Origin of the sequence: Butyricimonas faecihominis, assembly GCF_033096445.1 — a bacterium.
Classification (GTDB): Bacteria; Bacteroidota; Bacteroidia; order Bacteroidales; family Marinifilaceae; genus Butyricimonas; species Butyricimonas faecihominis.
The window spans coordinates 3,543,537-3,568,239 of the sequence record NZ_AP028155.1; the positions used below are offsets into that span (position 1 = coordinate 3,543,537).

The 24,703-nt window shown below is 41.9% G+C and carries 23 protein-coding genes; 14 read left to right on the plus strand and 9 right to left on the minus strand.

Annotation, left to right across the window (positions count from 1 at the left end):
• The first annotated feature begins 23 nt into the window (after positions 1-23).
• From R8806_RS14630 to R8806_RS14655, 6 genes are read left to right on the plus strand one after another with little or no spacing between them, the layout of a single operon-like run.
• The gene (locus R8806_RS14630; RefSeq protein WP_124315555.1) at positions 24-980 is read left to right on the plus strand and encodes a stage II sporulation protein M; all 957 of its coding nucleotides are present in this window, start codon (positions 24-26) and stop codon (positions 978-980) included.
• Entirely contained in the window at positions 967-1,845 is an 879-nt protein-coding gene (locus R8806_RS14635) for a hypothetical protein (protein WP_124315554.1), read from the plus strand. The genes R8806_RS14630 and R8806_RS14635 overlap by 14 nt, the downstream gene beginning before the upstream one ends.
• A complete protein-coding gene (locus R8806_RS14640; protein WP_124315553.1) occupies positions 1,829-2,554 on the plus strand; it encodes a DUF4129 domain-containing protein in 726 nt (241 codons plus the stop codon). Before R8806_RS14635 ends, R8806_RS14640 begins: the two co-directional genes overlap by 17 nt.
• Positions 2,551-3,711 carry a DUF4350 domain-containing protein gene (locus tag R8806_RS14645; protein ID WP_124315552.1) on the plus strand — a complete coding sequence of 387 codons (1,161 nt, stop codon included), beginning with the start codon at positions 2,551-2,553 and terminating at the stop codon, positions 3,709-3,711. Before R8806_RS14640 ends, R8806_RS14645 begins: the two co-directional genes overlap by 4 nt.
• 7 nt (positions 3,712-3,718) lie before the next feature.
• Positions 3,719-4,696, plus strand: coding sequence for an AAA family ATPase (locus R8806_RS14650; protein ID WP_124315551.1), 978 nt, complete (start codon positions 3,719-3,721; stop codon positions 4,694-4,696).
• Positions 4,696-6,027, plus strand: coding sequence for a DUF58 domain-containing protein (locus R8806_RS14655; protein ID WP_124315550.1), 1,332 nt, complete (start codon positions 4,696-4,698; stop codon positions 6,025-6,027). Before R8806_RS14650 ends, R8806_RS14655 begins: the two co-directional genes overlap by 1 nt.
• Positions 6,028-6,052: 25 nt before the next feature.
• Here the strand turns inward: R8806_RS14655 and R8806_RS14660 are convergent, their stop codons facing one another.
• Positions 6,053-8,407 (minus strand): efflux RND transporter permease subunit, encoded by a 2,355-nt coding sequence (locus R8806_RS14660; protein WP_124315549.1) that lies wholly within the window; start codon positions 8,405-8,407, stop codon positions 6,053-6,055.
• Between the two features lie 48 nt (positions 8,408-8,455).
• Entirely contained in the window at positions 8,456-8,785 is a 330-nt protein-coding gene (locus R8806_RS14665; protein WP_087419165.1) for a nucleotide pyrophosphohydrolase, read from the minus strand.
• Between the two features lie 272 nt (positions 8,786-9,057).
• On the opposite strand from R8806_RS14665, the gene R8806_RS14670 reads away from it, so the two are divergent.
• On the plus strand, positions 9,058-9,906 hold the full coding sequence (locus R8806_RS14670) for a hypothetical protein (protein ID WP_124315548.1): 849 nt from the start codon (positions 9,058-9,060) through the stop codon (positions 9,904-9,906).
• Between the two features lie 87 nt (positions 9,907-9,993).
• Positions 9,994-10,896 carry an AraC family transcriptional regulator gene (locus tag R8806_RS14675; protein WP_124315547.1) on the plus strand — a complete coding sequence of 301 codons (903 nt, stop codon included), beginning with the start codon at positions 9,994-9,996 and terminating at the stop codon, positions 10,894-10,896.
• Here R8806_RS14675 and R8806_RS14680 read toward each other — a convergent pair.
• The 7 genes from R8806_RS14680 to R8806_RS14710 form a co-directional block, all read right to left on the minus strand.
• Positions 10,876-11,460 carry a hypothetical protein gene (locus R8806_RS14680; protein WP_124315546.1) on the minus strand — a complete coding sequence of 195 codons (585 nt, stop codon included), beginning with the start codon at positions 11,458-11,460 and terminating at the stop codon, positions 10,876-10,878. The two genes, R8806_RS14675 and R8806_RS14680, sit on opposite strands and share 21 nt — an antisense overlap.
• 263 nt (positions 11,461-11,723) lie before the next feature.
• Positions 11,724-11,894, minus strand: coding sequence for a hypothetical protein (locus R8806_RS14685; RefSeq protein ID WP_164719528.1), 171 nt, complete (start codon positions 11,892-11,894; stop codon positions 11,724-11,726).
• Positions 11,882-12,535 (minus strand): hypothetical protein, encoded by a 654-nt coding sequence (locus tag R8806_RS14690; RefSeq protein ID WP_124315545.1) that lies wholly within the window; start codon positions 12,533-12,535, stop codon positions 11,882-11,884. Before R8806_RS14690 ends, R8806_RS14685 begins: the two co-directional genes overlap by 13 nt.
• Positions 12,536-12,592: 57 nt before the next feature.
• Positions 12,593-13,144 (minus strand): hypothetical protein, encoded by a 552-nt coding sequence (locus R8806_RS14695; protein WP_124315544.1) that lies wholly within the window; start codon positions 13,142-13,144, stop codon positions 12,593-12,595.
• A 14-nt stretch (positions 13,145-13,158) separates the two neighbouring features.
• Positions 13,159-13,980, minus strand: coding sequence for an agmatine deiminase family protein (locus tag R8806_RS14700; protein WP_124315543.1), 822 nt, complete (start codon positions 13,978-13,980; stop codon positions 13,159-13,161).
• Positions 13,981-14,219: 239 nt separating this feature from the next.
• Positions 14,220-14,672 carry a D-aminoacyl-tRNA deacylase gene (gene dtd, locus R8806_RS14705; protein ID WP_124315542.1) on the minus strand — a complete coding sequence of 151 codons (453 nt, stop codon included), beginning with the start codon at positions 14,670-14,672 and terminating at the stop codon, positions 14,220-14,222.
• A 91-nt stretch (positions 14,673-14,763) separates the two neighbouring features.
• Positions 14,764-15,987, minus strand: a complete 1,224-nt coding sequence (locus tag R8806_RS14710; RefSeq protein ID WP_124315541.1) for an aminotransferase-like domain-containing protein — start codon at positions 15,985-15,987, stop codon at positions 14,764-14,766.
• 300 nt (positions 15,988-16,287) lie between these two features.
• Between R8806_RS14710 and R8806_RS14715 the strand changes: the two genes are divergently transcribed.
• The 6 genes from R8806_RS14715 (at position 16,288) to R8806_RS14740 (ending at position 24,691) form a co-directional block, all read left to right on the plus strand.
• Entirely contained in the window at positions 16,288-16,872 is a 585-nt protein-coding gene (locus R8806_RS14715) for an RNA polymerase sigma-70 factor (protein ID WP_164719527.1), read from the plus strand.
• Positions 16,873-17,246: 374 nt separating this feature from the next.
• Positions 17,247-18,416, plus strand: a complete 1,170-nt coding sequence (locus R8806_RS14720; RefSeq protein WP_124315539.1) for a FecR family protein — start codon at positions 17,247-17,249, stop codon at positions 18,414-18,416.
• Positions 18,417-18,592: 176 nt separating this feature from the next.
• Positions 18,593-22,015, plus strand: coding sequence for a SusC/RagA family TonB-linked outer membrane protein (locus tag R8806_RS14725; RefSeq protein WP_229782937.1), 3,423 nt, complete (start codon positions 18,593-18,595; stop codon positions 22,013-22,015).
• A gap of 3 nt (positions 22,016-22,018) precedes the next feature.
• Positions 22,019-23,605 (plus strand): RagB/SusD family nutrient uptake outer membrane protein, encoded by a 1,587-nt coding sequence (locus R8806_RS14730; protein WP_124315538.1) that lies wholly within the window; start codon positions 22,019-22,021, stop codon positions 23,603-23,605.
• Positions 23,606-23,610: 5 nt separating this feature from the next.
• A complete protein-coding gene (locus R8806_RS14735; protein WP_124315537.1) occupies positions 23,611-24,243 on the plus strand; it encodes a hypothetical protein in 633 nt (210 codons plus the stop codon).
• 16 nt (positions 24,244-24,259) lie between these two features.
• Positions 24,260-24,691 (plus strand): hypothetical protein, encoded by a 432-nt coding sequence (locus tag R8806_RS14740; RefSeq protein ID WP_124315536.1) that lies wholly within the window; start codon positions 24,260-24,262, stop codon positions 24,689-24,691.
• Positions 24,692-24,703 lie beyond the last annotated feature (12 nt).

Consider the following 24,703-nt stretch of genomic DNA (forward strand, 5'->3'; position numbering starts at 1 on the left):
AAGAAAAAAGTGTGGTATTTAGAATGAAAGAGGCTAGATTTGTAAGTCAGAACAAGGAAAAATGGGGAAAAATGGAAAATGTAAGCCATTTGGATACAGATACTATTGCCTCTAATTACGTGATTCTTTCCGATGATCTCTCCTATGCCAAAACGTTTTACCCGGGCAGTGATGTGGTGAAGTATTTGAATCAGTTGATTTCTGTCTACCAGATCAATATTTACGGGCAGGAGAGATCGGAGAAAAAGGGGATTCTTTCCTTTTGGGTGCGGGAGTTTCCGCTGTTGCTCTATCGAGAGAGGCGGACGTTGTTGTTTGCTTTTCTTTTTCTTCTGTTTGCGGCATTGATTGGGATTTTCTCCACGGCAAAAGACGATACTTTCGTACGTTTGATTCTGGGGGATGCTTACGTGGACAAGACCTTGGAAAACATTGAAAACGGGACACCTATGGGGATTTATTCGTCCTCGAACGAGGTGGATATGTTTTTTATGATTACCGCGAACAATATTAAAGTGGCTTTCGTGGCGTTTGTTTTCGGTATCTTTTTTTCCGCGGGAACGTTATGGATTCTTTTCTCGAACGGGGTTATGCTGGGGGCTTTCCAATACTTCTTTTTCCAGCACGGGCTTTTGTTGCATTCGGTGATGTCCGTGTGGGCGCATGGGACTTTCGAGATAACGTCTATTATTATAGCTGGGGGAGCGGGGCTGGTGATGGGAAATAGTTTCTTGTTTCCGGGGACGTACAAGCGCTCGTACTCGTTTCGGAATGGGGCCTTGCGGGGCATAAAGATTGTTACCGGGCTGATTCCGTTTTTTATTATCGCGGGGTGGATTGAAAGTTTCATCACGCGTTATGCCGATACTTACCCGGTGGTAGGGGCCGTGGCAATCATCCTTTCGCTGGGAGGCGTTATCGGGTATTTTGTTGTTTATCCTTATTATTTACATAAAACAGAGACTAATGGAAAAGATTAATTTGAGCGTGCAGCGTTCTTTTTCGGATTTGATTACCGTGACGATTAATTTCATGAAACAGGAGTTTGTTCCTTTTATCCGGGCTTTTGCCGTGATCGGGTTTCCCATGATTTTGCTAATGCTTTTTTTCATGAAGGATCTGTTGATGGGGGTTTTTGATATGTCTCTACACCCGGAGGCTTATTATGACGTGAATAATTTTGGAGATACGATGTTACGAACCCTGTTCACGTCACTGTTCGGGGTGCTGATGATGCTGTGGGTGCAGTTGTTTGCTATTTCTTATTTGCGGGTTTACTGGGATCATTATCAGGCGGGGATTGAGGAACGGATCACGATTATCGAGGTTTTTAGAGTTATGTTGAAGAAATTCGGGGTGTATCTTGTGTGGTCTGTTTTCTGTGGTTTGGTTGTTTTTATCGGTTTCTTGTTCTTGTTTGTTCCCGGAATATATATCGGAATTTCGTTTACTTTCGGATCATATTTGCTGATATTAAGGGATAACGGACTCGGAAAAATTATCTCGGAATCAATGGCTATGGTGAAGGGAAATTGGTGGAAGACTTTCGGGTTTATTCTCGTGATGTACCTATTGGTAGGTGTTGTAGCTTATCTGTTTGGTATTCCTTATATGTTCGTGATGATGTCGTCGGCTTTCACGGGGGCGATTCCCAATATTTACGAGATTACTTTCTCGCTGCTACTCTCTTACTTGGGACAATACACGTTATACACGGTTTTGTTTGTCGGGGTCGGGATGCTTTTCTTTTCCCGTTCGGAAGAGATGGAACACACGACTTTATTAAGCCAGATTGACCAGTTGGGGGTTCAACCCGAGAAAAAGGCGGATGAAGAGGCTAATTAAATATATTATTCTATTCGTGTTTGTTTGTGTCGGGAACGTGACATGGGCGGAAGAAGGGGAGCGGGAGTCTTCGCTCTTTCCGGATTCTTCTTATGTTTTGCGGGGTCCGAAAGCTGATTTCTTGGAGAAATACAGGAAAGATGCGGCTTTTGATTATACGACGAATATTGAAGATTCGCCTAGTATTTGGGACTGGATAAAACGTTGGATTCTGGAGCGTTTGTTTCGGATCAAGGTTTCGGAGGGGTCAATGCAGACGATGGATATTATTTTAAAAATTGTATTAGGTCTTTTTGCCTTGGGTATCGTTTACCTGCTCGTGAGGAATAGGGATAAATTTCTTTTCCGCAGGCGGGAGACCGATTTTTTCCCGGAGGATTCCGTGGAGTACACCGGGGAACAGGAAGCGGATTCTTTCGTGCGGTTACTGGCGAAAGCGGAGCAGGAGAATGATTACGTGCTGGCAATACGGGTGAGTTATTCTGCCTTGTTGCAAATGTTGGATAAAAAAGAGGTGATTCGTTGGGATGTTTCTAAAACGAATCAGCATTATATTTACGAGATAAAGAATGAAATGTGGAGTCGTCATTTTGAGGAGATAAGCCGTATATTTGATTGTGTTTGTTATGGCGAGTTTCCCGTGGATGAAACCGCTTATCGGAATATCAAACGATATTTCACGGAGTTCAGGAAGGAGGTGGAAGGATGAAACGGCGCCAAAATGTATTGATTGTTCTTTTCGTGATCGCCATTATGGCTGTTTACACGGGGTATGAGGCCAATAAACCGCAACCGATAGATTGGAGTCCTAATTTTTCTATCAGCAAGAAGAGTCCTTACGGGACGTATATTATTAAAGATGCTTTGCCTTATCTATTTCCGGAAGGGGAGGTGTCTTTTGCCCGGATGTCTGTACGGGAACAATTGCGTGTGGGTAGAACGCCTTTCTTGAAGACCTACTTTTTCGTGAGTCCCTTTTTTAAGATTGTTCCGGGAGATCTGGAGGCCGTGTTGGAAGAGGTGGAAGGCGGAGGTGCGCTTTTCGTGTCGGCAGAATTTATTCCCGATACATTGTATTCTTACGTGGGTGTTTCAGGAATGAAAAGGATTCAGAACGGGAAGGATTATTTGCGAGGCTTTGAAGATAAAGGTTATCCTTTCAGGGCAACTCACCGTTATTTTGAATTAAAGGAATCTTTTGACGGGGAGGTTTTAGGATATGTTGACACGATCAAGAATCCCAATTTTATCCGGATGAATTACGGGGAGGGGGTTATCTATCTGCATTCGAACCCGATGGCATTCACGAATTTCTTCTTGTTGGATTCGGTGAATGGGGATTATTACCAGAAGGCTCTCTCGTTTCTTCCCCCGGATGCGAACGTGGTGTGGGATGAATACCTAAAATCCGGGGCAGAGGGGCAACAAACTCTTTTTCGGGTGATATTCAGGTATCCCGCATTGAAGTGGGCGTATATTTTGTTGATATTGGGGGCGATACTATACGTTTTGTTCCGGACGAAACGGGAACAGCGTCCGATTCCGGAAATTCGTCCTTTGGAAAACCGGACATTGGAATTCGTGTCGGTTGTGAGTTCTCTGTACTACAAGCAGCGGGATCATGTTGCTATCGCGAATAAACGGATCAATAGTTTTCTGGAAGAGGTACGTTATAATTATAAATTGCGTACGGAGGAACTGGATAGTTCTTTTATAGATTTGTTGTCGGAACGATCGGGAGTTGCACGGGGTAGCGTGGAAGGCTTGATTTTTTTAATTATCCGGATTCGGAAGACCGAGCATGTGGATGAAGACCAGTTACGTGAGCTGGTGAGATATATAGAACTGTTTAAAACTAAAAGCTAAATAGATTATGGAAGATCAGATAAATTTTGAGTCCAGAATAGACTTCACGGATTTAAACGAGAAGATCACCCGGATACGGGAACGGATGGGTATGGTGATTATCGGTCAAAGGGAAGTGGCCGATTTGTTGCTGACGGCGATGCTGGCTGACGGGCATATCTTGATTGAGGGTGTTCCGGGAATTGCCAAGACGTTGATGGCAAAGGTTATGGCCCGGATGCTGGATGTTACTTTTAACCGGATTCAGTTTACGCCGGACTTGATGCCGAGCGATATTTTGGGGACCTCTGTTTTTCTTCCGGCAGCTGGACGTTTTGAATATCGGAAAGGACCTATTTTCTCGAATATCGTGTTGGTGGACGAGATCAACCGGGCTCCGGCAAAGACACAGGCGGCTTTGTTTGAAGTGATGGAGGAAAGGCAAATCACGAATGACGGGGTGGAATACCGGATGGATTATCCTTTCGTGGTGGTGGGGACGCAGAACCCGATAGAACATGAAGGTACTTATCGTTTGCCCGAGGCTCAGCTGGACCGTTTCCTATTTAAGATTAACGTGACTTATCCTTCCGTGGCGGAAGAGATCGAGGTGCTTGAGTTGCATGATCACGGGGCTATCGCCCACTGGCAGGAACTGGAACCCGTGTTGAGCGTGGAGGCATTGAAGAAGTTGAGGGCGCAGGTTGCTCAAGTACGTGTGGACCCGAAAATAAAATCTTTTATCGTGAATATCGTGGATGCTACTCGTAAAAGCGGTTGGCTTTACTTGGGTGCGTCTCCCCGTGCGTCGATCGCTTTAATGAACGGGGCTAAGGCTTTCGCGGCTATTCAAGGACGGGATTTTGTCGTTCCGGACGATGTTTTGTATTTGGTAAATCCGGTATTGCGACACCGGGTGCAGCTTTCTTCCGAGAAGGAGTTGGAAGGCGTGACTGTTGATCAGGTAGTGCAACAGATAGTGTCTAAAATAGAAGTTCCAAGATAGTGCGAATACTTAAAGATACATATTTATCCCGCCGTTTTTTCCTGATATTGATGTTGGGAATATTCGCTTTCGTGATGGCTTACGTTTTCCCGTTACTTTTTATCTGGGTTGCGGGGACTTTGCTGACTGTACTGTTGCTGTTATTCGTGGAGTTATTCGAATTGTACAAGCGAGTGGATGGGATTGATGCCTTACGGGTGGTGGCGGATAAATTGTCTAACGGGGAAGAAAATCCGGTTTGCCTAGTACTAAGAAATCGTTATCCGGTGAGTACTTGTCTTCGCGTGATTGACGAGATTCCGGTGGAATTCCAGAACCGGAATGTCTTGTTCCGGTTGAAGGTGAATGCCGGAGAACAGCGGGAGATCCATTACACGTTACGTCCTACAAAACGAGGTTCTTATAATTTCGGGAAGATTCTGGTATTCGTGTCCGTGCGTTTTGGGTTGGTCGAAAGGCGTTATTCTTTTCGTGCGGATCAGGATGTGGCTGTTTATCCCTCGTTTATGATGATGCACCGTTACGAGTTGATGGCTTACGGGAATTACCATCCGGAGAATGGAGGCATCCGTACCCGGGCTCTCGGGGGAAACATGGCCTTCGAACAGATTAAGCCTTACGTGACGGGCGATGATCCCCGCACTGTAAACTGGAAGGCCACGGCGAAATATAATCATTTGATGGTGAATACCTACACAGAAGAGCGGTCTCAACAGATTTATTGTCTGGTGGATAAGGGACGCACGATGCAATCGCCTTTTAATAATATGACGATGCTGGATCATGCGATAAATACGGTCTTAACTTTGTCGAATATTATATTGAAAAAAGGGGATCGGGCCGGGTTGATCACGTTCTCGAATAATTCTCGGAATTGCGTGAAGGCCGATAACCGGGTGGGCCAGTTAAATCGGATAAGTGAGGCTTTGTATCGTTTGGAAACACATTATCAAGAGACTGATTTCGAGAAATTATACGTGTCGGTGAATCGACAAATCCCGACCCGGAGTTTACTGATTTTGTTTACCAATTTTGATACTGTATCTGGATTACGACGTCATTTGCCTGCATTACAGCGCTTGGCGGCACGGCATCTCGTGTTGGTCATTTTATTCGAGAACTCCGAATTAAACAAGGCTTTGGAGCGTCCCGTACACAATCTAAAGGATGCATATTTCGAAACCATTGCGGCGGGATTTGCCACGGAGAAACGACAGATGGTTCGGGAATTAAGTCAATTGGGTATCCGGGTGATTCTTTCCAAGCCGGAATCTCTGACGGTGAATAGTATCAATAGTTATTTAAACTTGAAAGAGCGAAAGTTGATTTAAAACTGCCGCTCTTTCAGTATATTTTCTAGTCCTTTTTATTTTCTTCTTCACTGAGGATTTTGGGATTCTGGAATGTCTTGTTTGTCGTGTGTTTGTCCAGCGTTAGTAATAATGACGGTAGAAGTATTAGGTTAGATAGCATGGCTGCCAATAACGTGATGGAGACCAAAATACCCAATGCAACCGTACCACCGAAATCGGAAAGGGCAAAGATACCGAATCCGAAGAACAGGATGATAGCATTGTAGATCATACTTTGTCCTGTTTCTTGTAGGGCCAGTACGGCAGAAGATCGTATGCTCCAGTTTGTTCCCTGTAACTCTTGACGGTATTTAGCGAGATAATGGATCGTTCCATCAACGGAAATACCGAAGGCGATGCTGAATACCAGAATCGTGGATGCTTTGATCGGGATACCGAAGTATCCCATGATGGCAGCCGTGATGATCTGTGGTATGATATTGGGAATTAAGGCAACTAGTACCATACGCTTACTCTTGAACATCCAAGCCATAAAGAAAGCGATGAGAACAATAGCTAATGCGAGTGAGGTAAAGAGATTAAATACAAGATATTGAGTCCCTTTAAAGAAAATAATACTTGAACCGGTAACTTTCACCGTGTAGCGGTCATTCGGAAAGTATTGTTCAACGATATTGTATAACTTGTCTTCCTTTTCCTGCATTTTCTTGGTCCCGATGTCTTTTACTCGGAAACTGAGGCGCACCCGTTGGAGGGTGGAGTCAACGAAAGAGTTTGCTTGTCCGCCAATCTCTCCCGTGGATTGGGAGGCATATTTCAAGATGAAATTTTTCGTCATGTTTGTCGGGAGCTTGTAATAAGAGGGTTTCCCGTTATAGAACGCCTGATTGGCAAATTTAATGACTTCGATAAGGGAAATAGGTTTGGAAATATCTTCGTCTTTTGATAATTCTTCAGAAAGTTTATCCAGTTTTTGGAGGTTGGGTAAGTTCAGCACTTGCTTGGGTTTTCCGAAGTCAACGGTTACCTCTAGGGGCATTAACCCATCAAAGTTCTCTTCAAAGAAACTCAGGTCTTGTCGAATCGGGTCTGTTTCTTTCAAGTCATCTACCATGTAACCTGTGGATTTCATGAGGGTAAGTCCGATAATTCCAAGGATGACGACGGAAATGGCAACTCCGTACACGACATTCCGACGATTTAAGATAAGTTGAATGACACGCTCCAGCGTTCCGGTCACCGTTTTATTGTGCAAGTGTTTAATTTGTTTGCTATCCGGCTCCGGCATGAAACTGAATCCGCAAGGAATCATGACCAAACACACAAGGTACACGAATGTGATACCGATGGAAGCGGTTATTCCAAATTCCACGAGGATTTGACTAGAGGTCACGATGAAAGTTGCAAAACCGGCAGCCGTGGTCAAGTTGCTTAGGAATGAGGCGTTTCCGATCTTTTGAATCATGCGTTGCAAGGCCTTGATTTTATTCCCGTGACGATCGTATTCCGCGTGAAATTTGTTGATCATGAATACCAAGTTCGGAATACATATCACGATCAACAGGGGTGGTAGCATGGCGGTGAGTAGCGTGATTTTAATGCCTAGCATGGCCATAACACCGACTGTCCAACTGACACAAATCAGCACGATCAACAAACAAAAACCGATGATGCGGAAGGAACGGAAAAACAGGTAGAGGATGAATGTCGTGATCAATAATGACAGGATGATGAACATGTACATCTCTCCCTTGATGTTTTCCGCGTTGACCACCCGGATGTAGGGAAGTCCCGAATAGTGCATCTGGAGGTTATGTTTTTCCGAGAAATGTTCGGTAATCTCTAAAATATCTTTTACTAATCCTACCCGTGCAGGAGAGTTCATCACATCAGCTGAGACGGAAACCATCATTCCATAGATGTCTTTCTTTTTGTTGAACAGCGTTCCGTCGTAGAATGGAAGATTCTCAATGATGTTCACCAAGCTATCCAGTTCCCGTTGATCCTTGATATGATTGGGAAAGATGGGTTGGATGTCAAATTTTTTATTCAGCGTGTCCTTGTGAAGATTGAATGAATGGGTAATATCCACGAGAGCCACGATGCCATGAAGAGCTTTCAGGCTATCGCACATGCTGATCCAGTCATTCATTTTGTCGAGCTGGTAAAAGTCTTTGTCCTGTATGGCAAAGACCATCACGTTTCCTTCCTGCCCGAATTTCTCGTGAAAATCGAGGTAGTCAAGGTATGCGCTATCAGTGGCTGGTAACAGGTTCGAATATTCGTATGACATTTCCACTTTAGGGATTTGAAATCCCATGAAAACGGTAATAAGCAAGACCCCAATAATAAAGGCCACCCGGTTACGAAGAAGAATCCCTGCAATCTTAATCCACATGATATTTTTTTATTTGCGCATTTGTTGGCAAAAGTAGGATAAAAGTGCTTAATCTTTTAAGAGTTTCGGATTTTTTTTATGGCGATTAGCATCTCTTGCCGTTTTTTTGGCAAAATTATTGTTTACTGCCTCGTTCAAATCAACTCCTGTTTGGTTTGCCAAGCATACTAATACCCAAAGAACATCACTCAACTCTTCTGCCAAATTATCCTTCTCTCCTTCCTTGTACGACTGTTCGCCATATTTTCGAGCCATCACCCGGGCTAGTTCTCCGACCTCTTCCACGAGGATGGTCATGTTCGTCAATTCGTTAAAATATCTTACCCCATGGGTCTTGATCCATGCATCTACTGCGGTTTGTAATTCTGCGATATCCATTGTTACCAAGTTAAAAGTTAAAAGAATACTATAACTATGAAAAAGAAACACCATAGGTGATGCTTCGGTGTCGCTGTGCGCAAAATTATGGATTTTCGCTATAAAACAAGCGTTTTCTTATATTTTTCAGAGTTTTTGAATGAAAAAGCCGTGTATCAAAGAGAGAAAACAATTCTAGAAAATATTGTACTTTCGTGTAATTGTGATACTTTTGTAATTGTAATCGCTTTATAAACCCATCCTCATGAATTTAATAGCCACTTTATAGCAAAATGAAAACAAATTCTGAGTTAATCACATTATGCAGCAATTGTACTGCTTTAGAACAGGGAATTTACAAGCAGACCGCAAAGGAATTGGATGATGCCATAAAAAATAATATCCAAGACATCGAGACTTTGGATTACATCGCTGATAGGTTGTTCGACACGATGCTTGGATTATCCGGTAAGGGAGAGTGCATCTATCTTAAATTTATAAAATACCTTGAAACATTTGACCCTATCGCCGCCCAAAGAAGAAAAGATGATTATGAGGACTCGTTGGACTACAAAGTACATATTGCTTATGCCGCTGCTCGTTTAGCCAAAGAATTACACAAAGGTCAAGTAGATAAGGCTGGGAAAGACTATTTTGAAGGACATCTTTCCTATGTAGGAGGTCACGGATTTTCATGGAAAGAAAAAACGGTGGGGTTCCTTCATGATGCAGCCGAAGACACGGATTACTCTGTCAAGGAAATAATCCGCATGCTTAAAAAAGTTATGGTCAATTGGAAGAACGATTATAATGATGACTGGATTTATGATTTCACAGATATTATAATCTCTTTTCCTAATGATAAGCATCACAAGTTGACTAAAGCAGAATGGGATGAAATAGAAGAAGCATTGAATCTGATAAACTCTCATACAGCTGCTAGCCGAGAAGTCTATATTGAGCGTTTTAGAGGACATCAATTGGCAATTAATGTAAAACTCAACGATTTACGCAATAATATGGATATTTCTCGTCTTCCCTATCCTACAGAGAAAGACTTGAAAAGAGTGGAAAGATATAAAAAAGAATATGACGCATTATTGCAAATGCTGCAAGAGTTTCAGTATGATATTAAAATGTAATAGTTTGAAAAAGGTTATAACGGTACAACCTTTTTGTAGAGCAGAAAACTCTAACAAAATTTGCAAGAAAGGCAAATAAACATTAATATGGCTGCCAAGAATGAACCATACCGTCCGCAAATTGATGCCGTCCTGCATCGTATTAATTTGATAGTGGAACAAGACTGGAGTTTTGAGTCGCCTGATGTGTTTAACCGACAAGTCAGTGTAAATGAACTTGCCAGGCTCTCTGCCATGTCTGTGCGTAATCTCCATATTGTTTTCAAGGCATATACCGGGGAACACTTGCATCAATATATTAATCGTCTCCGTTTGGAGCGTGCGGTCGGGATGCTCCAATCCGGTTATTATACTAATGAGCGGATAGCGGGATATATCGGTTTTGCTAACGTGACGGCGTTCTATAATGCTTTCAAGAAGTATTTCGGAGTGACTCCTGCCCGAGCCAAGAGGGGAACATTGGCTTTTGGTGCAACACCTGCTGTCTTGATGCATGCGTTCAATCTTGCCTATTCTATTAGGGAAATTCATGAAAAACCGCTTTTATTTCTTTCTCATATCGGAGATTACAAATTTACCAACACCTCCGCTTTTGAGACTACAACATGGGATGCTTTGTATGAATATGCCAATTGCCATAATCTGTTGCCGGAAGAGGAAGAGTATTGGGGAATTTGTTATGATGACACCGGTATCACCCAGCCTGATAAATGTCGTTTTTATGCTTGTATGACTGTCAATACGCCTGTTGAATCCCGGTTGAAAAGCCGCATAAAGAGCATGATTCTTCCCCGACAGCTTTATGCTGTATTCTGTCATAAAGGGAGCTATACCCTGTTGGACACATTCTATGATGCCATACTTAAAAACCTTCCCCAAGAATATTTATTAGGGGAAGGTTTTATTCTTGAACGTTATCTGAATAGTCCGGCGGTTGCTCCTGAAGAGGAATTGTTAACGGAGGTGTGGCTACCGATTGTTACCCGGTAGTTTTACATAGTTAGGTCTGTAATAGTGATATCTACGTAATATGCATTCTTCCCATATCTTGTTCTTATATTCATATAGGTCCACTGGATTTTGTATTTCCCGTTTCTCCTTTATTGCATCGGACTTTTTGTTACAAAAAGGCAAGCGATGAACACATGATTCAATTTTGATATTCTCATGATCATGAACATGTAACATGGGAAAGTTATGTTGGTATTCTTCACTAACTGCATAAAAACCTCCTAATAATTCATCTGCACATTTATGAGATCCGGTTATTACTTTTGCTTCTTTTTCCTTTTCTTTCTTCAATATACTACGTATCCAGATTCTACCACTATAAGCTATGAATTTACCTTTCCCCCAGTATACAAATTTGCTTCCAAAAGAAATATAAAGCCCATTCATGTGGAAAAAACATTTACCAGCTTCTTCTATATCATCTATTTTAAAGAAATAAAATTTTACTTCAAGAAAATCATAACGTACCCCATCCTTTTCAATATGAAAATCTTGAAACAGCATTTTTGCGAGATTTTCAAAAGAGACATCTAAGTGCTCCATAATTTACCAGACCTTCCATCCGTTTTATATCGTCTAGCTCAAGTAATGATTTTAAAAAGCTCTTGTGTGCTGTTTGGGGATCTGGGATACAACAGAAATGGTGCCTGTCATCAAATAGTCGGTCTAGCAATGAGCTTGTGTCCGGAAGCTATTCAGATAATCTATAGTCCTCTCGATATATTTGCAAGGCTGTAAATCTTTTTAGAATCTAACATAATGCCTTGATCTTTCAAAGAGGCTATAATAGAATCTACGATTTTTTCTTAATCAACAAAATATTTATGTACTACCCTCTCCAACGAACAATTATAAAAAGCACCCTTGATTTCATCCCAATTTTTATCAGGCATTTCAAAACCTAGATGTTTCTCTATTGCCTTTTTTAATTCTTCTTCCGATAAAGGATGTTGTAACATATCCTCTACTTCTTGCATTCCTTCGACACTCTCTCCCATGGTTTCGCACTATAGGTTTTCCCCCCATTTTTCCACTCTGAATCGCAATTGTAACGATTTCTAACATAAGCACAATAACACGCTTCTTCTTTAATTTCTCCGTTTTTATCTACGGCTATTCCCTGTCTTATTGTCCATTTAATATCCTTAATATCAACATCCTTTTCTTGATTTTCATTTGCTACTAATTGTAGGGAAATAGGTTGCCCTATTATATTCATTATTCCTTTACACAATTCACACAAGCATCTCAACGGTCCGGCTATAACTTCTGCTTCCTTCCCTTCTTCTCGCTTTAAAATGCTGCGAATTAAAATCCCACCACCGAAAACATTGACATCCTTACCCTTTTCGTGTTTCTTCTTGCTCTTAAATGCAATATCAAGCCCGCTTAGGTGGAAAAACCACTCTCCGGCTTCTGTATTTCGTGGATAAGTTGTAGTATCCGGATGATTGTCACTGAAAAAATAGAATTCTATCTCCAGAAAATCATAACACACCCCACCCTTTTCAATATGGAAATCTTGAAACAGCATTTTTGCAATTTCTTTAAAACGTTCTTTTGCATCTTTCACATTCTCCATTTGGAGCAATTCTTGTAATTCTTTTATTTTTTCCATATCTTTTAATTTTTAATACAATAAAGTAAGAGAAAAATTTCATGCCTTCCAAGAGGATTAGGGCTTGGACTGTTTGGTTTCCTGTCCTTTTATATTCTCAGGTTCAGCCTGATTAAACCCTCTGAATCCTTTAGGATTGTTTTCTTGAAACTGTTTTCTCATTTCTTTCAATGACAATTTCTTTTGCGACAATGTTTGGCAAGGTTGTGATTCAATCTTCCTTATCACCTCTAATTGTTTTTCTGTGAGTATAGTTTTTTGCGTGTTTAAGTATTGATTTTCTCTTTTATTTTCTCCTTTTTGGTGCGTCATTCGTTTAGGCAAGAAAGGTCTCGATTCATTCAAAAAACCTCCTACCATTTTGATATAGTCAAACATAATATCCAAGATGTGGACAAGGCGATTTTCTAAGAGTAAAATCTGCCGTTTCCGCAACCAATCGGCAATATAATTTTTCACCTCAATCGAATCAACCTCATTACCAAAACCGATGACCTCGTTCCAGCAAGTACAGAAAGCATCATTGATTTCTTTCCAGGTCTCTTCCGGAAGCTCAAAATCAATGCGGTTATACACCGCTCGTTTTACTCTTTGAGGATCAATAACCATAGCTTTATTTTTAATCAGTTACACACATTCCAAGACACACAATTCAAGCCTCCTCCCCGGCGGAGTAATGGTTTTATTCCTCCCACCCGGCAAATGGAAGCATCTGGGAAAAGGTTGTGTAACTGCTCATACGCCATGTCATTTTCTGGATCGTCCAATTTGGGCATCAGAACGACTTTGCCTACCTGCAAATAATTGATATATGCCCAGTTGTACGAGGAAGGCTTTTGCAAAGGATAACTCAATTCTGTCACATCATATTTGTGCGATAATGTTTTCACCAACTCTTTTGCAAATTCAGGAGCAAAATCACCATAATTTGTCAATAGGACCCGCCCGTCACCAAGATAACGCACCATTCCGTCCACATGTCCGTAACGCTCGTGGTGGTCCCATGGAATGATGATTACTTCTGCTCCGAAAACCCGCTCCAATTCATCCATTACCTTTGCTTTGCTCCATTGCCGGTTTTCAAGGAACACCTTGTTCGTCATGATAACTGAATCGTCACATTTGATGACATTGCCTCCGTCCAAGACAATATCCGTCTTGACGACTTTGCTGTCCGGAAAGCACAATCTCTCAAGACAAGCAACTCCGTCTGTCCGATAGTCAGGAGAAGTGTGCAGATAGTCGGGATTGTAAACGTACTGTACATAAGAGTTGCGTGTTACTTGTATCGGCATAAAATCCCTCACCCAATAGTCTTGTGTCCCCTCCAACAATCCATAGGGAACTCTTGCTTGTTCCAATGTCATCCGGATATCTTGCCAACATTTCAATTTGGTCAGCCAGGTGGAGAAATACACCTTGTTTGTTTCTTGATCTGTCACCATATCGTTTTTCCTCTAACGTTTGATGTGACAAAAGTAGGTTCCTAATCCCAATTTCAGGGTACTCAAAAGTGCAAATTCTTAAAATAAAAAGCTTTTACAACTATTTCTAAGCTCGTCAATAATGCAAAAATATCGATAATATAGTTTTAATCATCATGGATATTCGTTTTGTAACTTGTTGTTTGTCAGGTTTGGAAATACGAAATAATGCTATGATTACCAACTTTTATCTACAACCATCACAATTTATTCTTCGAGTCAATTATAATGGTAACTGGCCCATCATTCAGCAACTCCACTTGCATATTTGCCCCGAATTGTCCGGTTTGAACTTCTTTGTGAAGTTCTTGGCTTAGGGTTGCGACAAATTTTTCATATAGCGGGATAGAGATGGCGGGAGGGGCGGCATCAATATATGAGGGACGGTTGCCTTTTTTGGTTCGAGCCATGAGGGTAAATTGACTGACAGCGAGAATTTCACCACCTGATTCCAAGATTGATTTGTTCATAACTCCATTCTCGTCATCGAATATACGGAGATTAACAATTTTGGAGGCTAGCCAGTTGATGTCTTCATCCGTGTCATCGGCTTGGATTCCTACTAATACGAGCATCCCTTTACTTATTGAAGAAAACAATTGTTGCTCGATGGTAACACTGGCACGTGTAACTCGTTGAATAACTACTTTCATTTTGAACTTAGTCTTAAAATTTAGAGTGAAATATATGAATTTTATTCATATACTCCACTCCAAACTCTAAATTTTAAATCTACATTCTAGATTATTTTTTTCTAGCGTATAGTTCTTTGATTGCGTCGGCCAATCTCTTAACGCCTTCGATGTTCATTTCCTCGCTCATGTAAGAGAAATTGATACGCATGGTGTTTTTACCTCCACCGTTAACGAAGAACACGGTTCCGAGTACGAATGCCACGTTCTTTTCGATAGCGATTTGGAATAATTCCTCTGCATCATATCCTTCCGGTAGTGTCAAGAACAAGAACAAACCACCTTCCGGGCGAGTCCAAGTAACACCTTCCGGCATGTATTTCTCGAAAGCGCCTAACATGGCTTCCAGTTTACTACGATACATATCAACGATTTTCTTCACGTTGGCATCGAAATAGTTTTTCTGGAAGAATTTAACCGTGATTTTCTGTAAGAACGCAGAGGTACAAAGGTCTGTACTTTGTTTTGCTTTCACGAAGTTGTCGATCACCATCGGATGAGCAAGAACCCAGCCCATGCGGAATCCCGGCATGAAGATTTTAGAGAAAGTTCCTAACGTGATCACGTTACCTTCTCCATTATCCAAGTCGTACAACATACGTTGCGGCTTTCCGGAGAAACGTAGTTCACGGTAAGGGCTATCCTCAACAACCATGATCTCGTATTTCTTGGCAATATTCAGAATTTCGATTCTTCTGGCTTCCGGCATGGTCATACCTGCGGGGTTTTGGAAGTCCGGAATTAAATAGATGAATTTCGGTTTTTCCCCTTTAGCCTTCATTTCAGCCAAAGTCTTTTCCAATTCCACGGCACTCATACCTTGTTCGTCCTGTGGAATACCAACACCTACACCACCGTAAGAGTTGAACGCACCAAGGGCTCCAAGATAAGAAGGTAACTCGCAAATATATTTGTCTCCACGGTTCAAGAAAATCTTACCCACAGTGTCCAAACCTTGTTGAGAAGAAGTGATGATCGTGATATTTTCTTTTGTAACATAGCTCAAGCCTTGATCCCGGTAGCGTTGAGCAAGGATTTCCAATAATTCAGGAACTCCCTCGGTTGAACCGTACTGGCAAGCAGCAGCTCCATCCGTGGCGATTACTTCCGCGCAAATTTCTTGTAATTGTTCTAACGGGAAAGATTCTTTAGCAGGAAGACCCCCGGCGAAAGAAATAATTTCCGGCTTTTGAGTTAATTTCAACAACTCTCTGATAGCAGAGCGCTTCATCCCTTTGGCGCTGTCTGATAGAATTTCTTTGTAGTCGCTAACCATGTTTATTCTTATTTAAAGTGAATATACGCTGTTAAGTATTTGTGTTGCGAAGTTAATAATAAGTTTTTGAAATAAAATTTTTCATATCAGTTTTTTATTAAAATCGATTGCGGTACTTTCATTTTGTATGTTTTCGAGCTTTTTTAGTAATAATTTGATGTTTGAGGCCCGGCACGGGTAGCGTGTGACCGTCTGATGAATGTTAAAAGTCGCTTTATGAACCGGATAGGAATGAAATTTTAATTCATTCTGTTCATATTTCGGAGTTTTTGCGTAAGTTTGTGGTAAAACTTATTTGTGGTGAGTTTAGATAGACAAAAAGAAGAGGAGTATTTTAAGCGGTTGCAACAAGGAGACATACGTTCCTTTGAATATTTTTTCAAGGAGTATACCGACTTGTTGTATGCTTATGCCTTGGGTTTCGTGAAAGAACGGGAACCTGCGGAAGATATTATTCAAGATACATTTGTCTATTTTTGGAATAATCGGGAGCGGATTCGGTACACGGGATCCGTGTATGCTTATTTGCAAACGTCTGTCCGGAATGCTTGTATTAACTACCGGGAGCATGAGAAGGTCGAGCATCGTTATGAACAGGAGATCCTCCATACCGAAGAAGAGGCATTCGATTGGCAAGAGGTGGAATCCGTCAAGGAAATGCGACAGAAACTATTGGACGCGATTGACCGTTTGCCGGAAAAATGCCGACAGATTTTCATGATGAGTTGCGTTGATGGTTTGAAATACCGGGAGATCGCGTCACGAATGGATATTTCCGAGAATACGGTGAAAACACAAATAAAATTGGCATACAAGAAATTGCGGGAGGATATAAATATTTCCGGGGAAGAATTATCGATATTTATCATCTTGTTGTTACTTTAGAAAAAGGCCGGGCTTCTCTTGGTGTTAGGCTATGTTCACTTGTGATTCCCTTGATTGTTTCCTGATAGTTCATTTAGACCACGGAGCATTCAACATGCATACATCCTGCATTCACCTTCGATTAAATTGATTTTTGATAGGCATATACTTGCAGTTCGGGTATGTCGTGTTGTATATTGGCTAACTGGAAAGGTATACGTGTTTGACTGTATAGGTATACGCGGCCTATGACGAGGTAATAATGAAGTGGTAGCAACAATAAGCTCGTGGAATTTGAATGAAGTAGGTTTTAATGTTAAAAAGGTGATTTTTTTAATTTCTGTTTCACCCTTTTTTCATTTCATCCTGCTTTTAAGATGTAATAGGGATAAATAATGGAAAAAGAGAAGCAAAATAATCAGGAACAATGGCTGAAAGCATTTGTTGATCGGGAGGAAGATTTCGATTACGAGGCTTTTTGTGAAATGATGCGTTCCCCTGATAATGAAGATTTGCGGGAAGAATTCGAGCGTGTACGACGATTGACAGTCCTTGAGGCTGATAAAGCAAAAATGTGGAAACAGGTGCAATCTCGGATGAATAAGAATTCTCGTTATCGAGTGAAACGATATTTAAAATATGCAGCTATTATTGTTGCGTTCGTTTTAGCCGGGGGGACATGGTGGATGGTGAAGGAGAATCCTGAAGAGATTATTTCTGTCGAATTATCGGAAACTTCCATGCTTTCACCGGGAACTCCGAAAGCTTATATCTTGTTTTCTAGTGGACAGCGTATGGACTTAACTACAACAGAACATGACACGATGATTATGGAGAAAGGTATGCAGGTTCGAGTAGGTTCTTCAGGAAAAATTTCTTATATTCCGGGTGATTCGGGTAGCATACTAAAGCAAGAAATTGTGTATAACACCATTGTTGTTCCTAGAGGGGGAGAATATAAGTTGGAGTTAGCTGATGGGACGCTTGTGTGGTTAAACTCGGATTCGGAACTACGTTATCCTGTAAAATTTGCTGGAAGTCAGCGTGACGTTTGGTTGAAAGGTGAAGGTTATTTTGAGGTAAGTAAGAATCCGGAAAAACCTTTTCGAGTGGTCGTGGATGATATGATAGTCAAGGTGCTAGGAACTTCTTTTAATATTAATGCCTATAAAGATCGAGGTAATATTCTGACAACATTGGTATCTGGGAAAGTCGATATTCAAGATATGTCGGGGAAAAGTCTAGTTGTGATGAGCCCGAATCAACAGGTCGATTTTCGGCATGGGAAAATTAGTAGCGTGCAAGAGGTGGATATTACGAGATTCGTGTCATGGATTGATGGTAAATTTTATTTTAATGATATGACGTTGGAAAATATCATGTCACAGTTACAGCGGTGGTATGATATAGAAGTATTTTTTGTCGATGAGGAGTTGAAATCTTACCCCTTCACGGGAGTGATTCGGCGTGATTTTACGGCAGGACAGATATTCGAAATCATAGAAAAAACAACACGGGTGAAGTTCAATGTTCGAGGTAAATGTGTAACAGTAAATCATAAATAAAGAAAAACCGGTATTTGTTACAGCAAATACCGGAATAGTTAAAATCAAATTTTCTAACCAGCTATTACAGTAGCTTGTTAGAATAAAGTTTAATCTCTAATTACAAAAGTATGAAAAAAAATCGAGAGATGTATCGTGGGCTATTTTTAGCTCCCCGGTCAAAATTATTTTTAGTTATGAAATTAACATTTTTCTTTTTAGTCATAGGATTGTTGGAAGTACATGCTTCTGCAATAGGCCAAGTAAAAGTTGTAAACTTGGACGTGAAAGATATGACGTTAAGGCATGTTTTTGACGAGTTAAAAAGGCAAACTGATTTGGATTTCTTTTTTAGCAATCGAGAATTGGATATGAACAGCAAGGTGACCATACAAGTTCAAAAAACGGATTTAATGGAAGTGTTGTCGCGACTTCTTGGTCGGGAATATCAATTCGAGCTTCTTGAGGGTATGGTGATCATTAAACCGGTATTTGCGAGAGATTCGGTACAAGTAAAATCTATCACGTTGCGAGGGTTCGTGCAGGATGAGAAAAATCAACCCATGCCGGGTGTGACAATCCAATTGGCAGGAACGGCTGTCGGAACGGCTACGGATGCGCATGGTAAATTTGCCGTGAAAATTCCTATGTTGAAAGGAAAATTAGAATTTTCTTTCGTGGGTTACAAAAAACAAATTGTTGAATTCACGGAGAAAACGGCAAAGGACACGATTCGGGTTACCCTGCAAGAGGAAGTCGTGGGTGTCGATGAAGTCGTTGTACGGGCCTATGGTACTCAAAATCGGAAAGAAGTCGTGAGTGCCATATCTTCAATCAAGGCCGAGGACATGAAGGAACTTCCAACAGCTAACTTGATGAACATGTTGCAAGGGCGTGTTGCGGGATTAAATATCATTAACCAGTCGGGAGCGCCGGGAAGTGCTTCGGTTGTAGCGATTCGGGGATTCAACTCCTTGTTAACGGATGGGGCGAGTGACGGTTCCCCTTTGTACGTGGTTGATGGTGTGCCCATGCATTCTTTTGTATCCCCGGTGACGGGAACGAACACGATGGCTGACATAGACCCGTCGATGATCGAATCGGTTGAAGTGCTGAAAGATGCCTCTGCCGCATCCATTTACGGTTCCCGTGCGGGTAACGGGGTAATCTTAATTACCACGAAAAAGGGACGTGTGGGAGAAACTAAATTCTCGGCGAACGTCTCTTATACTGCTTCTCGATTAATGGCTTCTCCCCTGCAAACAGGAGGGCGCTTAGAGAGGTGGTGGGAAATTCAAAATATGCGTCACTATTCGGCTCCGGGCAATGATAATACGATTCCCGGCTTAGTTTATCCCATGTCACATTCCGAGGCGTATAAAAAATTCGGGGAGTATGATAAATTCTGGGGTAACGGACATGGAAAAGTCAACGTGATTGATTATTTGCAGGATAGCTTGAACCCCTTCTTTAATAACCAAACGAATTGGTGGGATTACGCTTTTCGAAAAGGAGAGATTACCAATGCTAATCTTCAGGCAAGTGGTGGTTCAAAACGTTTTACCTACATGATGGGTGCCGGTTGGTTTGCGGAAACGGGGATTATGAACTCAAGTTCATATCAACGTATCAACGTGATGGCTAACTTGTCTGCGACACCGAGTGAAAAGCTACGTATGGATATGCAGTTGTATGGTGCGTACGTGGATCGTAGTAGGAATACCCGTCATGCGCTAAATCACAATCGTTTCGAACACATGACCGTGCAGCCAACCAAACAGAGTACACTTTATCCAGCCTCGCGAGAGGGAGTAGATGCTTGGTTGGATGATATGAACAAGACTGTTGACAAGAGTGATGACTTGCGTGGGATGGGAAGCATTTACTTGGAATACAAATTATTCAAAGGATTGACCTTTTCGGCTAAAGGAAGTGTCGATTATTCACAGGGAAATAGGAACACGTTTACTCCAAGCGATTTGGATAAGATTAACCACGAGAATAAATCAGAAGGCAATATCATGCGTTCTATCGCTATGTCAAATGAAGAGTTGTTACGCTACAAATTGACTTTAAATGAACAACACAATTTCGAGTTGTTGTTGGGATTCAACGTGGAAAGAAACCAAACTTACACGATTGGTGGTTGGGGTAAAGGAGGAGCCAGTGACTACGTGTATTACTACAATCCGGATTTGAGTGTGGATGTGAGAGATTATGGTATGTTGGTAGAGGACTGGCGAGCCACTCGTTCGTATAGTTCTTCTTTCACGGAAAAGGCGATGGTCAGCTATTTCGGTCGTTTCAGTTACAACTGGAAACAACGCTATTTGATGGAATTCACCTTCCGTCGTGACGGGTCGTCTACTTTCGGGGAGGCTAACAAGTGGGCGAACTTCCCTTCGCTTGGATTAGGTTGGGCATTCTCGCAAGAAAGCTTTATGAAATGGGCTAACTTCTTGGATTGGGGAAAACTACGTGCCAGTTACGGGACTTCAGGACAAGTGTTTAACGATCCTTACATGGCTCATGGTTTGATGCGTGTTGTTAAGGGACCTTTCCAAGGCGAAAGTGGAATTACGGCAGGTTCGGCCATTAGTCCGGATTTAACTTGGGAAAAATCGGAGCAATACAATATCGGGTTGGATTTGGATATGTTGAATTATCGTTTGAAAGTCAAGTTGGACTATTACTATAAATTGACCTCGTCCTTGATTTACAGCGTTCCACTTCCGGAAACTATTTTGTTGGTGAACAAGCGTACGGAAAATGCAATGGAAGTATCGAACGAGGGAATAGAGTTAGAATTAGAAGCAGATATTTTGCGAGAAGGCCCTATAAGCTGGCGAATGAAATTCAATGCTTCACGAAACTGGAATCGCTTTGAAAAATCATACAGCAAAAGAGATGAAGGCGGTATGGTCATCGGGCGTCCTTTATTCGGGATATACGTGTACGATGCTGAAGGATTCTACAACTCAGAAGATGAAGTGCCGGTCTATTATGATATTTGGGGGAATAAGAAATATTTTGGAGGCGTCTCTTGTGCTTCACCGATGAGTGGTAAGGTTGGAACCTACAAGATTAAAGATTTGAATGGTGACAACATGATTAATGGTAGTGATATGTACTATGCCGGAACACCGCAACCGAAAGCGCATGGGGGATGGGTTAACGAGATCCGTTGGAAAAACTTCGATTTGAGTATGTTGTTCAACTACGAGTTGGGGCGTAAGATGATCAATGCCCGGGAGTATACCATATCTACCGGTCCTAAGTTCGTGGATATTGCCAATTTGTCTTATTGGGAAAAGCCGGGTGATCATGCAAAATTGGCTCGTATGGGTACGGCAACAGACGTGATGATGGATAGTAATATCGAGAACGTGCATGCGATCAGTTTGAAGCAGATTACTTTGGGATGTGATTTGCCTGCCAAATGGGCTAAAAAAATCAGTCTGAAAGGAGCTCGTATGTTCTTTACGGTAGAAAACTTGTTCTATTTGAGTAATTATTCGGGGGCGAATCCGGAAGTGATTGACGTGTACAAGGGAGTGGACTTTGGTATCGAGTACCCGTTACCTCGTAAGATGACGGTTGGTTTAACTTTAAATTTCTAAGTGATGAGGAGCATATATATTTGTATATTAAGCATGGTTTTGTTATTCGGGTGTGCGGATGTGATCAACGTGGAACCGGAGAACGATACAACCTTTACCAATTATTTTAAGACAACGAAAGATGCGGAGGCTTTGTTGACTTCCCTGCAGTTGGATATACGAAGCATGATGTGCGAGACAGGAGAACAAAACCCGCATTTATTTGCAGGAGAGATGATCGATTCAGCCGTGAGTAGGTACATTAGCGGGCCTCGTACATTGGATTACACGTATTACGTGAATAAATCATGGGAGAAATTTTACAGGGTGATCAATTCGGCTGATTTGATTTTGGACAACCTGCATCGTTTCCCCTTGACCGAAGAGGAGTTGAAACCTTGGGAATTACAGGCTTGTTTTGCTAAAGGTGTGGCTTACTTCCTTTTAGCACAACGTTGGGGTGAGGTTCCTATCACGAAAGGTACGACCTATTTTGGTAAACTTGCGAGAAGTTCCGTGCATGATGTATTAGAAGAAGCGACTAAATGGGCGTTAAAAGCCTTGGAATTGCCTGTTTATGAGGAGTTGGTAGATGATGAGGGGAAGAGCCGGACAACCAAACAATATGGAAGTAAAGGAGCGGCTGCGGCCTTGTTGGCTCATCTTTACGCATGGCGGGCCACGATCGAGGAACAACCGGAATATTTGGTTGAAGCCGAAAGATACTGCACGATGATCATTGAGAATCAAGCGGGGAATTATGCCTTGGCAGCTTCACCGGAAGCCGTTTGCACAGAAGTCATGAAACGTGGCAGTCGCGAATCGATCTGGGAAGTTCACAGAACATTGGAGGATGATGCGATTGACTCTTATTCTTCCGCGTATGCCTCGGAAGTTTACGTGGGCATTCCTACCTATTATACCAATATCAATCAATACTACAACTTGATGCTTTTCAAAAGTCATGTACGGGAAATGTTCGATCCGGAAGACCGACGTCGAGAGGCTTATTTTTGGGGAGTTGAAGCGGATTCTTTATTCACGGTACAGACTGCCGATAAGATATTGAAATGCGTGTTATCGTATGGTACGAATGATCACGTGGTAGGGAAATTTAGAATAAAAGAACGTAAAGAAACGTACATAAATAAATTCCGTTATGGTATCATCGAGACCGATCCGTATTGGGGAACACAGCGTTATCTCGGGATGGATATGAATAAAGTCATTTGGCGATTGGCAGATATCATGTTGCTTCGGGCAGAGTGTCGCGCTCGTCAGAATAACCCGGATGCGGTAATCGATTTGAACGAGATTCGGAAAAGGGCGTATGGGAACGATGAACACAAGTATACGGCTGCGGAAGGCGATTTACAATTGGCTATCTTCAGAGAAAGGGAAAAAGAGTTGTTATTTGAAGATCACCGTTTTTATGATATTCGGCGTAACGGCATTGACTACGTGCGGAGAGAGCTACCGGAAGCTTTCGGGAAACTGACAGATCAAGATATTAAGGATGGAGCTCTATATATGGATATAGCCCTTAAAGCGATGACAAATAACGATTTAATGCGTCATAATGTGTATTGGAATAAATTCTTACAAAAATAAAGAGTATGAAAACAAGATATTTATTTGGATTGTTAGCCCTATTTGTTTTTGTGGCAGGTGGGTGTACGAAAGACCAATTTATCAAGAGCGGTTTAAGTAATGGGCGTTTCGACGGGAGCCTGTTAGAATACATGGAAGCGCCGGGACATTCTTATGACTGGGATTCAACGGCATTAATGGTACGTCATGCGGGTGAAAAAATGGTACGTTTGTTTGAGGGGCAGGACCCGGATCACCCGGAGATCACCTTTTTAGGACCGACCAATCATTCGATTCGTCGTTACATGTTGGAGAATAACATAGAACGGGTGGCAGACATGGATCCGCTTTGGTGCGAGGAAGTGTTGCTGCGTCACGTGTTGGACAGAAAACTTTATCGGGATGACATTCCGAGGGGCAAGAAAGCCGGAGGTATTATCGAGGGGGGTATGGAATGCCTGTCATTAGGAGGAAAAGGGATCTACCTCTTCACGATGCGTGGAAGTTACGGTACCGTGCAGGAAGCCGGAGCCGTTCGGATCTATTGCGTGGTGAAGGGGACGAATGTGGATATTGATATTGCTTCCAGTAACATCGAACCCAATCATTGTGTGGTACACTCCTTGGGGTATAATTTTACGTTGAATAGAGATTTATAAATTAAAGGAAAGGTTTATGAGGAAAATTATATTTATCGGGGCAGTAATATTTGTTTGTTGCCTGAATGCTTGTCATGAAAAAACAGTTGGATACTTGATCTCGGAGAATGCCAGTTACGAACCGGACACATTAGTCGTACCCCGGGAATTGGGTCCCGTGAAGGATGCCATTCGCATCAAAAACCAGTCCCCGTGGGTGTCATACGCCATGCAAGGATATCAAGGTACAGAGCAAATCATGTTTAGCGTGGAATCCGTGACCTCAACTGCAGGGGAGGTTGAAGCGCAAAAATTTAAAGACGAACTGCAGATTCGTGGAGGTGGAGGAGCTTTGGAGTATCCATTGGAACATAAAGCGGGACCGGGTAGGTACGTGGTTTCCGTGAGATTGACTAATCCTGGATACAGCCAAGTCGTGGAAGAAGCGTTCACGTTCATTTTGGAATAGAAAGAAACGGAG

Coding starts and splice junctions, on each gene's coding strand:
- R8806_RS14630 (WP_124315555.1), top strand. CDS start 24: ATGAAAGAGGCTAGATTTGTAAGTCAGAACAAGGAAAAATGGGGAAAA.
- R8806_RS14635 (WP_124315554.1), top strand. CDS start 967: ATGGAAAAGATTAATTTGAGCGTGCAGCGTTCTTTTTCGGATTTGATT.
- R8806_RS14640 (WP_124315553.1), top strand. CDS start 1,829: ATGAAGAGGCTAATTAAATATATTATTCTATTCGTGTTTGTTTGTGTC.
- R8806_RS14645 (WP_124315552.1), top strand. CDS start 2,551: ATGAAACGGCGCCAAAATGTATTGATTGTTCTTTTCGTGATCGCCATT.
- R8806_RS14650 (WP_124315551.1), top strand. CDS start 3,719: ATGGAAGATCAGATAAATTTTGAGTCCAGAATAGACTTCACGGATTTA.
- R8806_RS14660 (WP_124315549.1), bottom strand. CDS start 8,407: ATGTGGATTAAGATTGCAGGGATTCTTCTTCGTAACCGGGTGGCCTTT.
- R8806_RS14665 (WP_087419165.1), bottom strand. CDS start 8,785: ATGGATATCGCAGAATTACAAACCGCAGTAGATGCATGGATCAAGACC.
- R8806_RS14670 (WP_124315548.1), top strand. CDS start 9,058: ATGAAAACAAATTCTGAGTTAATCACATTATGCAGCAATTGTACTGCT.
- R8806_RS14675 (WP_124315547.1), top strand. CDS start 9,994: ATGGCTGCCAAGAATGAACCATACCGTCCGCAAATTGATGCCGTCCTG.
- R8806_RS14680 (WP_124315546.1), bottom strand. CDS start 11,460: ATGGAGCACTTAGATGTCTCTTTTGAAAATCTCGCAAAAATGCTGTTT.
- R8806_RS14685 (WP_164719528.1), bottom strand. CDS start 11,894: ATGCAAGAAGTAGAGGATATGTTACAACATCCTTTATCGGAAGAAGAA.
- R8806_RS14690 (WP_124315545.1), bottom strand. CDS start 12,535: ATGGAAAAAATAAAAGAATTACAAGAATTGCTCCAAATGGAGAATGTG.
- R8806_RS14695 (WP_124315544.1), bottom strand. CDS start 13,144: ATGGTTATTGATCCTCAAAGAGTAAAACGAGCGGTGTATAACCGCATT.
- R8806_RS14700 (WP_124315543.1), bottom strand. CDS start 13,980: ATGGTGACAGATCAAGAAACAAACAAGGTGTATTTCTCCACCTGGCTG.
- dtd (WP_124315542.1), bottom strand. CDS start 14,672: ATGAAAGTAGTTATTCAACGAGTTACACGTGCCAGTGTTACCATCGAG.
- R8806_RS14710 (WP_124315541.1), bottom strand. CDS start 15,987: ATGGTTAGCGACTACAAAGAAATTCTATCAGACAGCGCCAAAGGGATG.
- R8806_RS14720 (WP_124315539.1), top strand. CDS start 17,247: ATGGAAAAAGAGAAGCAAAATAATCAGGAACAATGGCTGAAAGCATTT.
- R8806_RS14725 (WP_229782937.1), top strand. CDS start 18,593: ATGAAATTAACATTTTTCTTTTTAGTCATAGGATTGTTGGAAGTACAT.
- R8806_RS14730 (WP_124315538.1), top strand. CDS start 22,019: ATGAGGAGCATATATATTTGTATATTAAGCATGGTTTTGTTATTCGGG.
- R8806_RS14735 (WP_124315537.1), top strand. CDS start 23,611: ATGAAAACAAGATATTTATTTGGATTGTTAGCCCTATTTGTTTTTGTG.
- R8806_RS14740 (WP_124315536.1), top strand. CDS start 24,260: ATGAGGAAAATTATATTTATCGGGGCAGTAATATTTGTTTGTTGCCTG.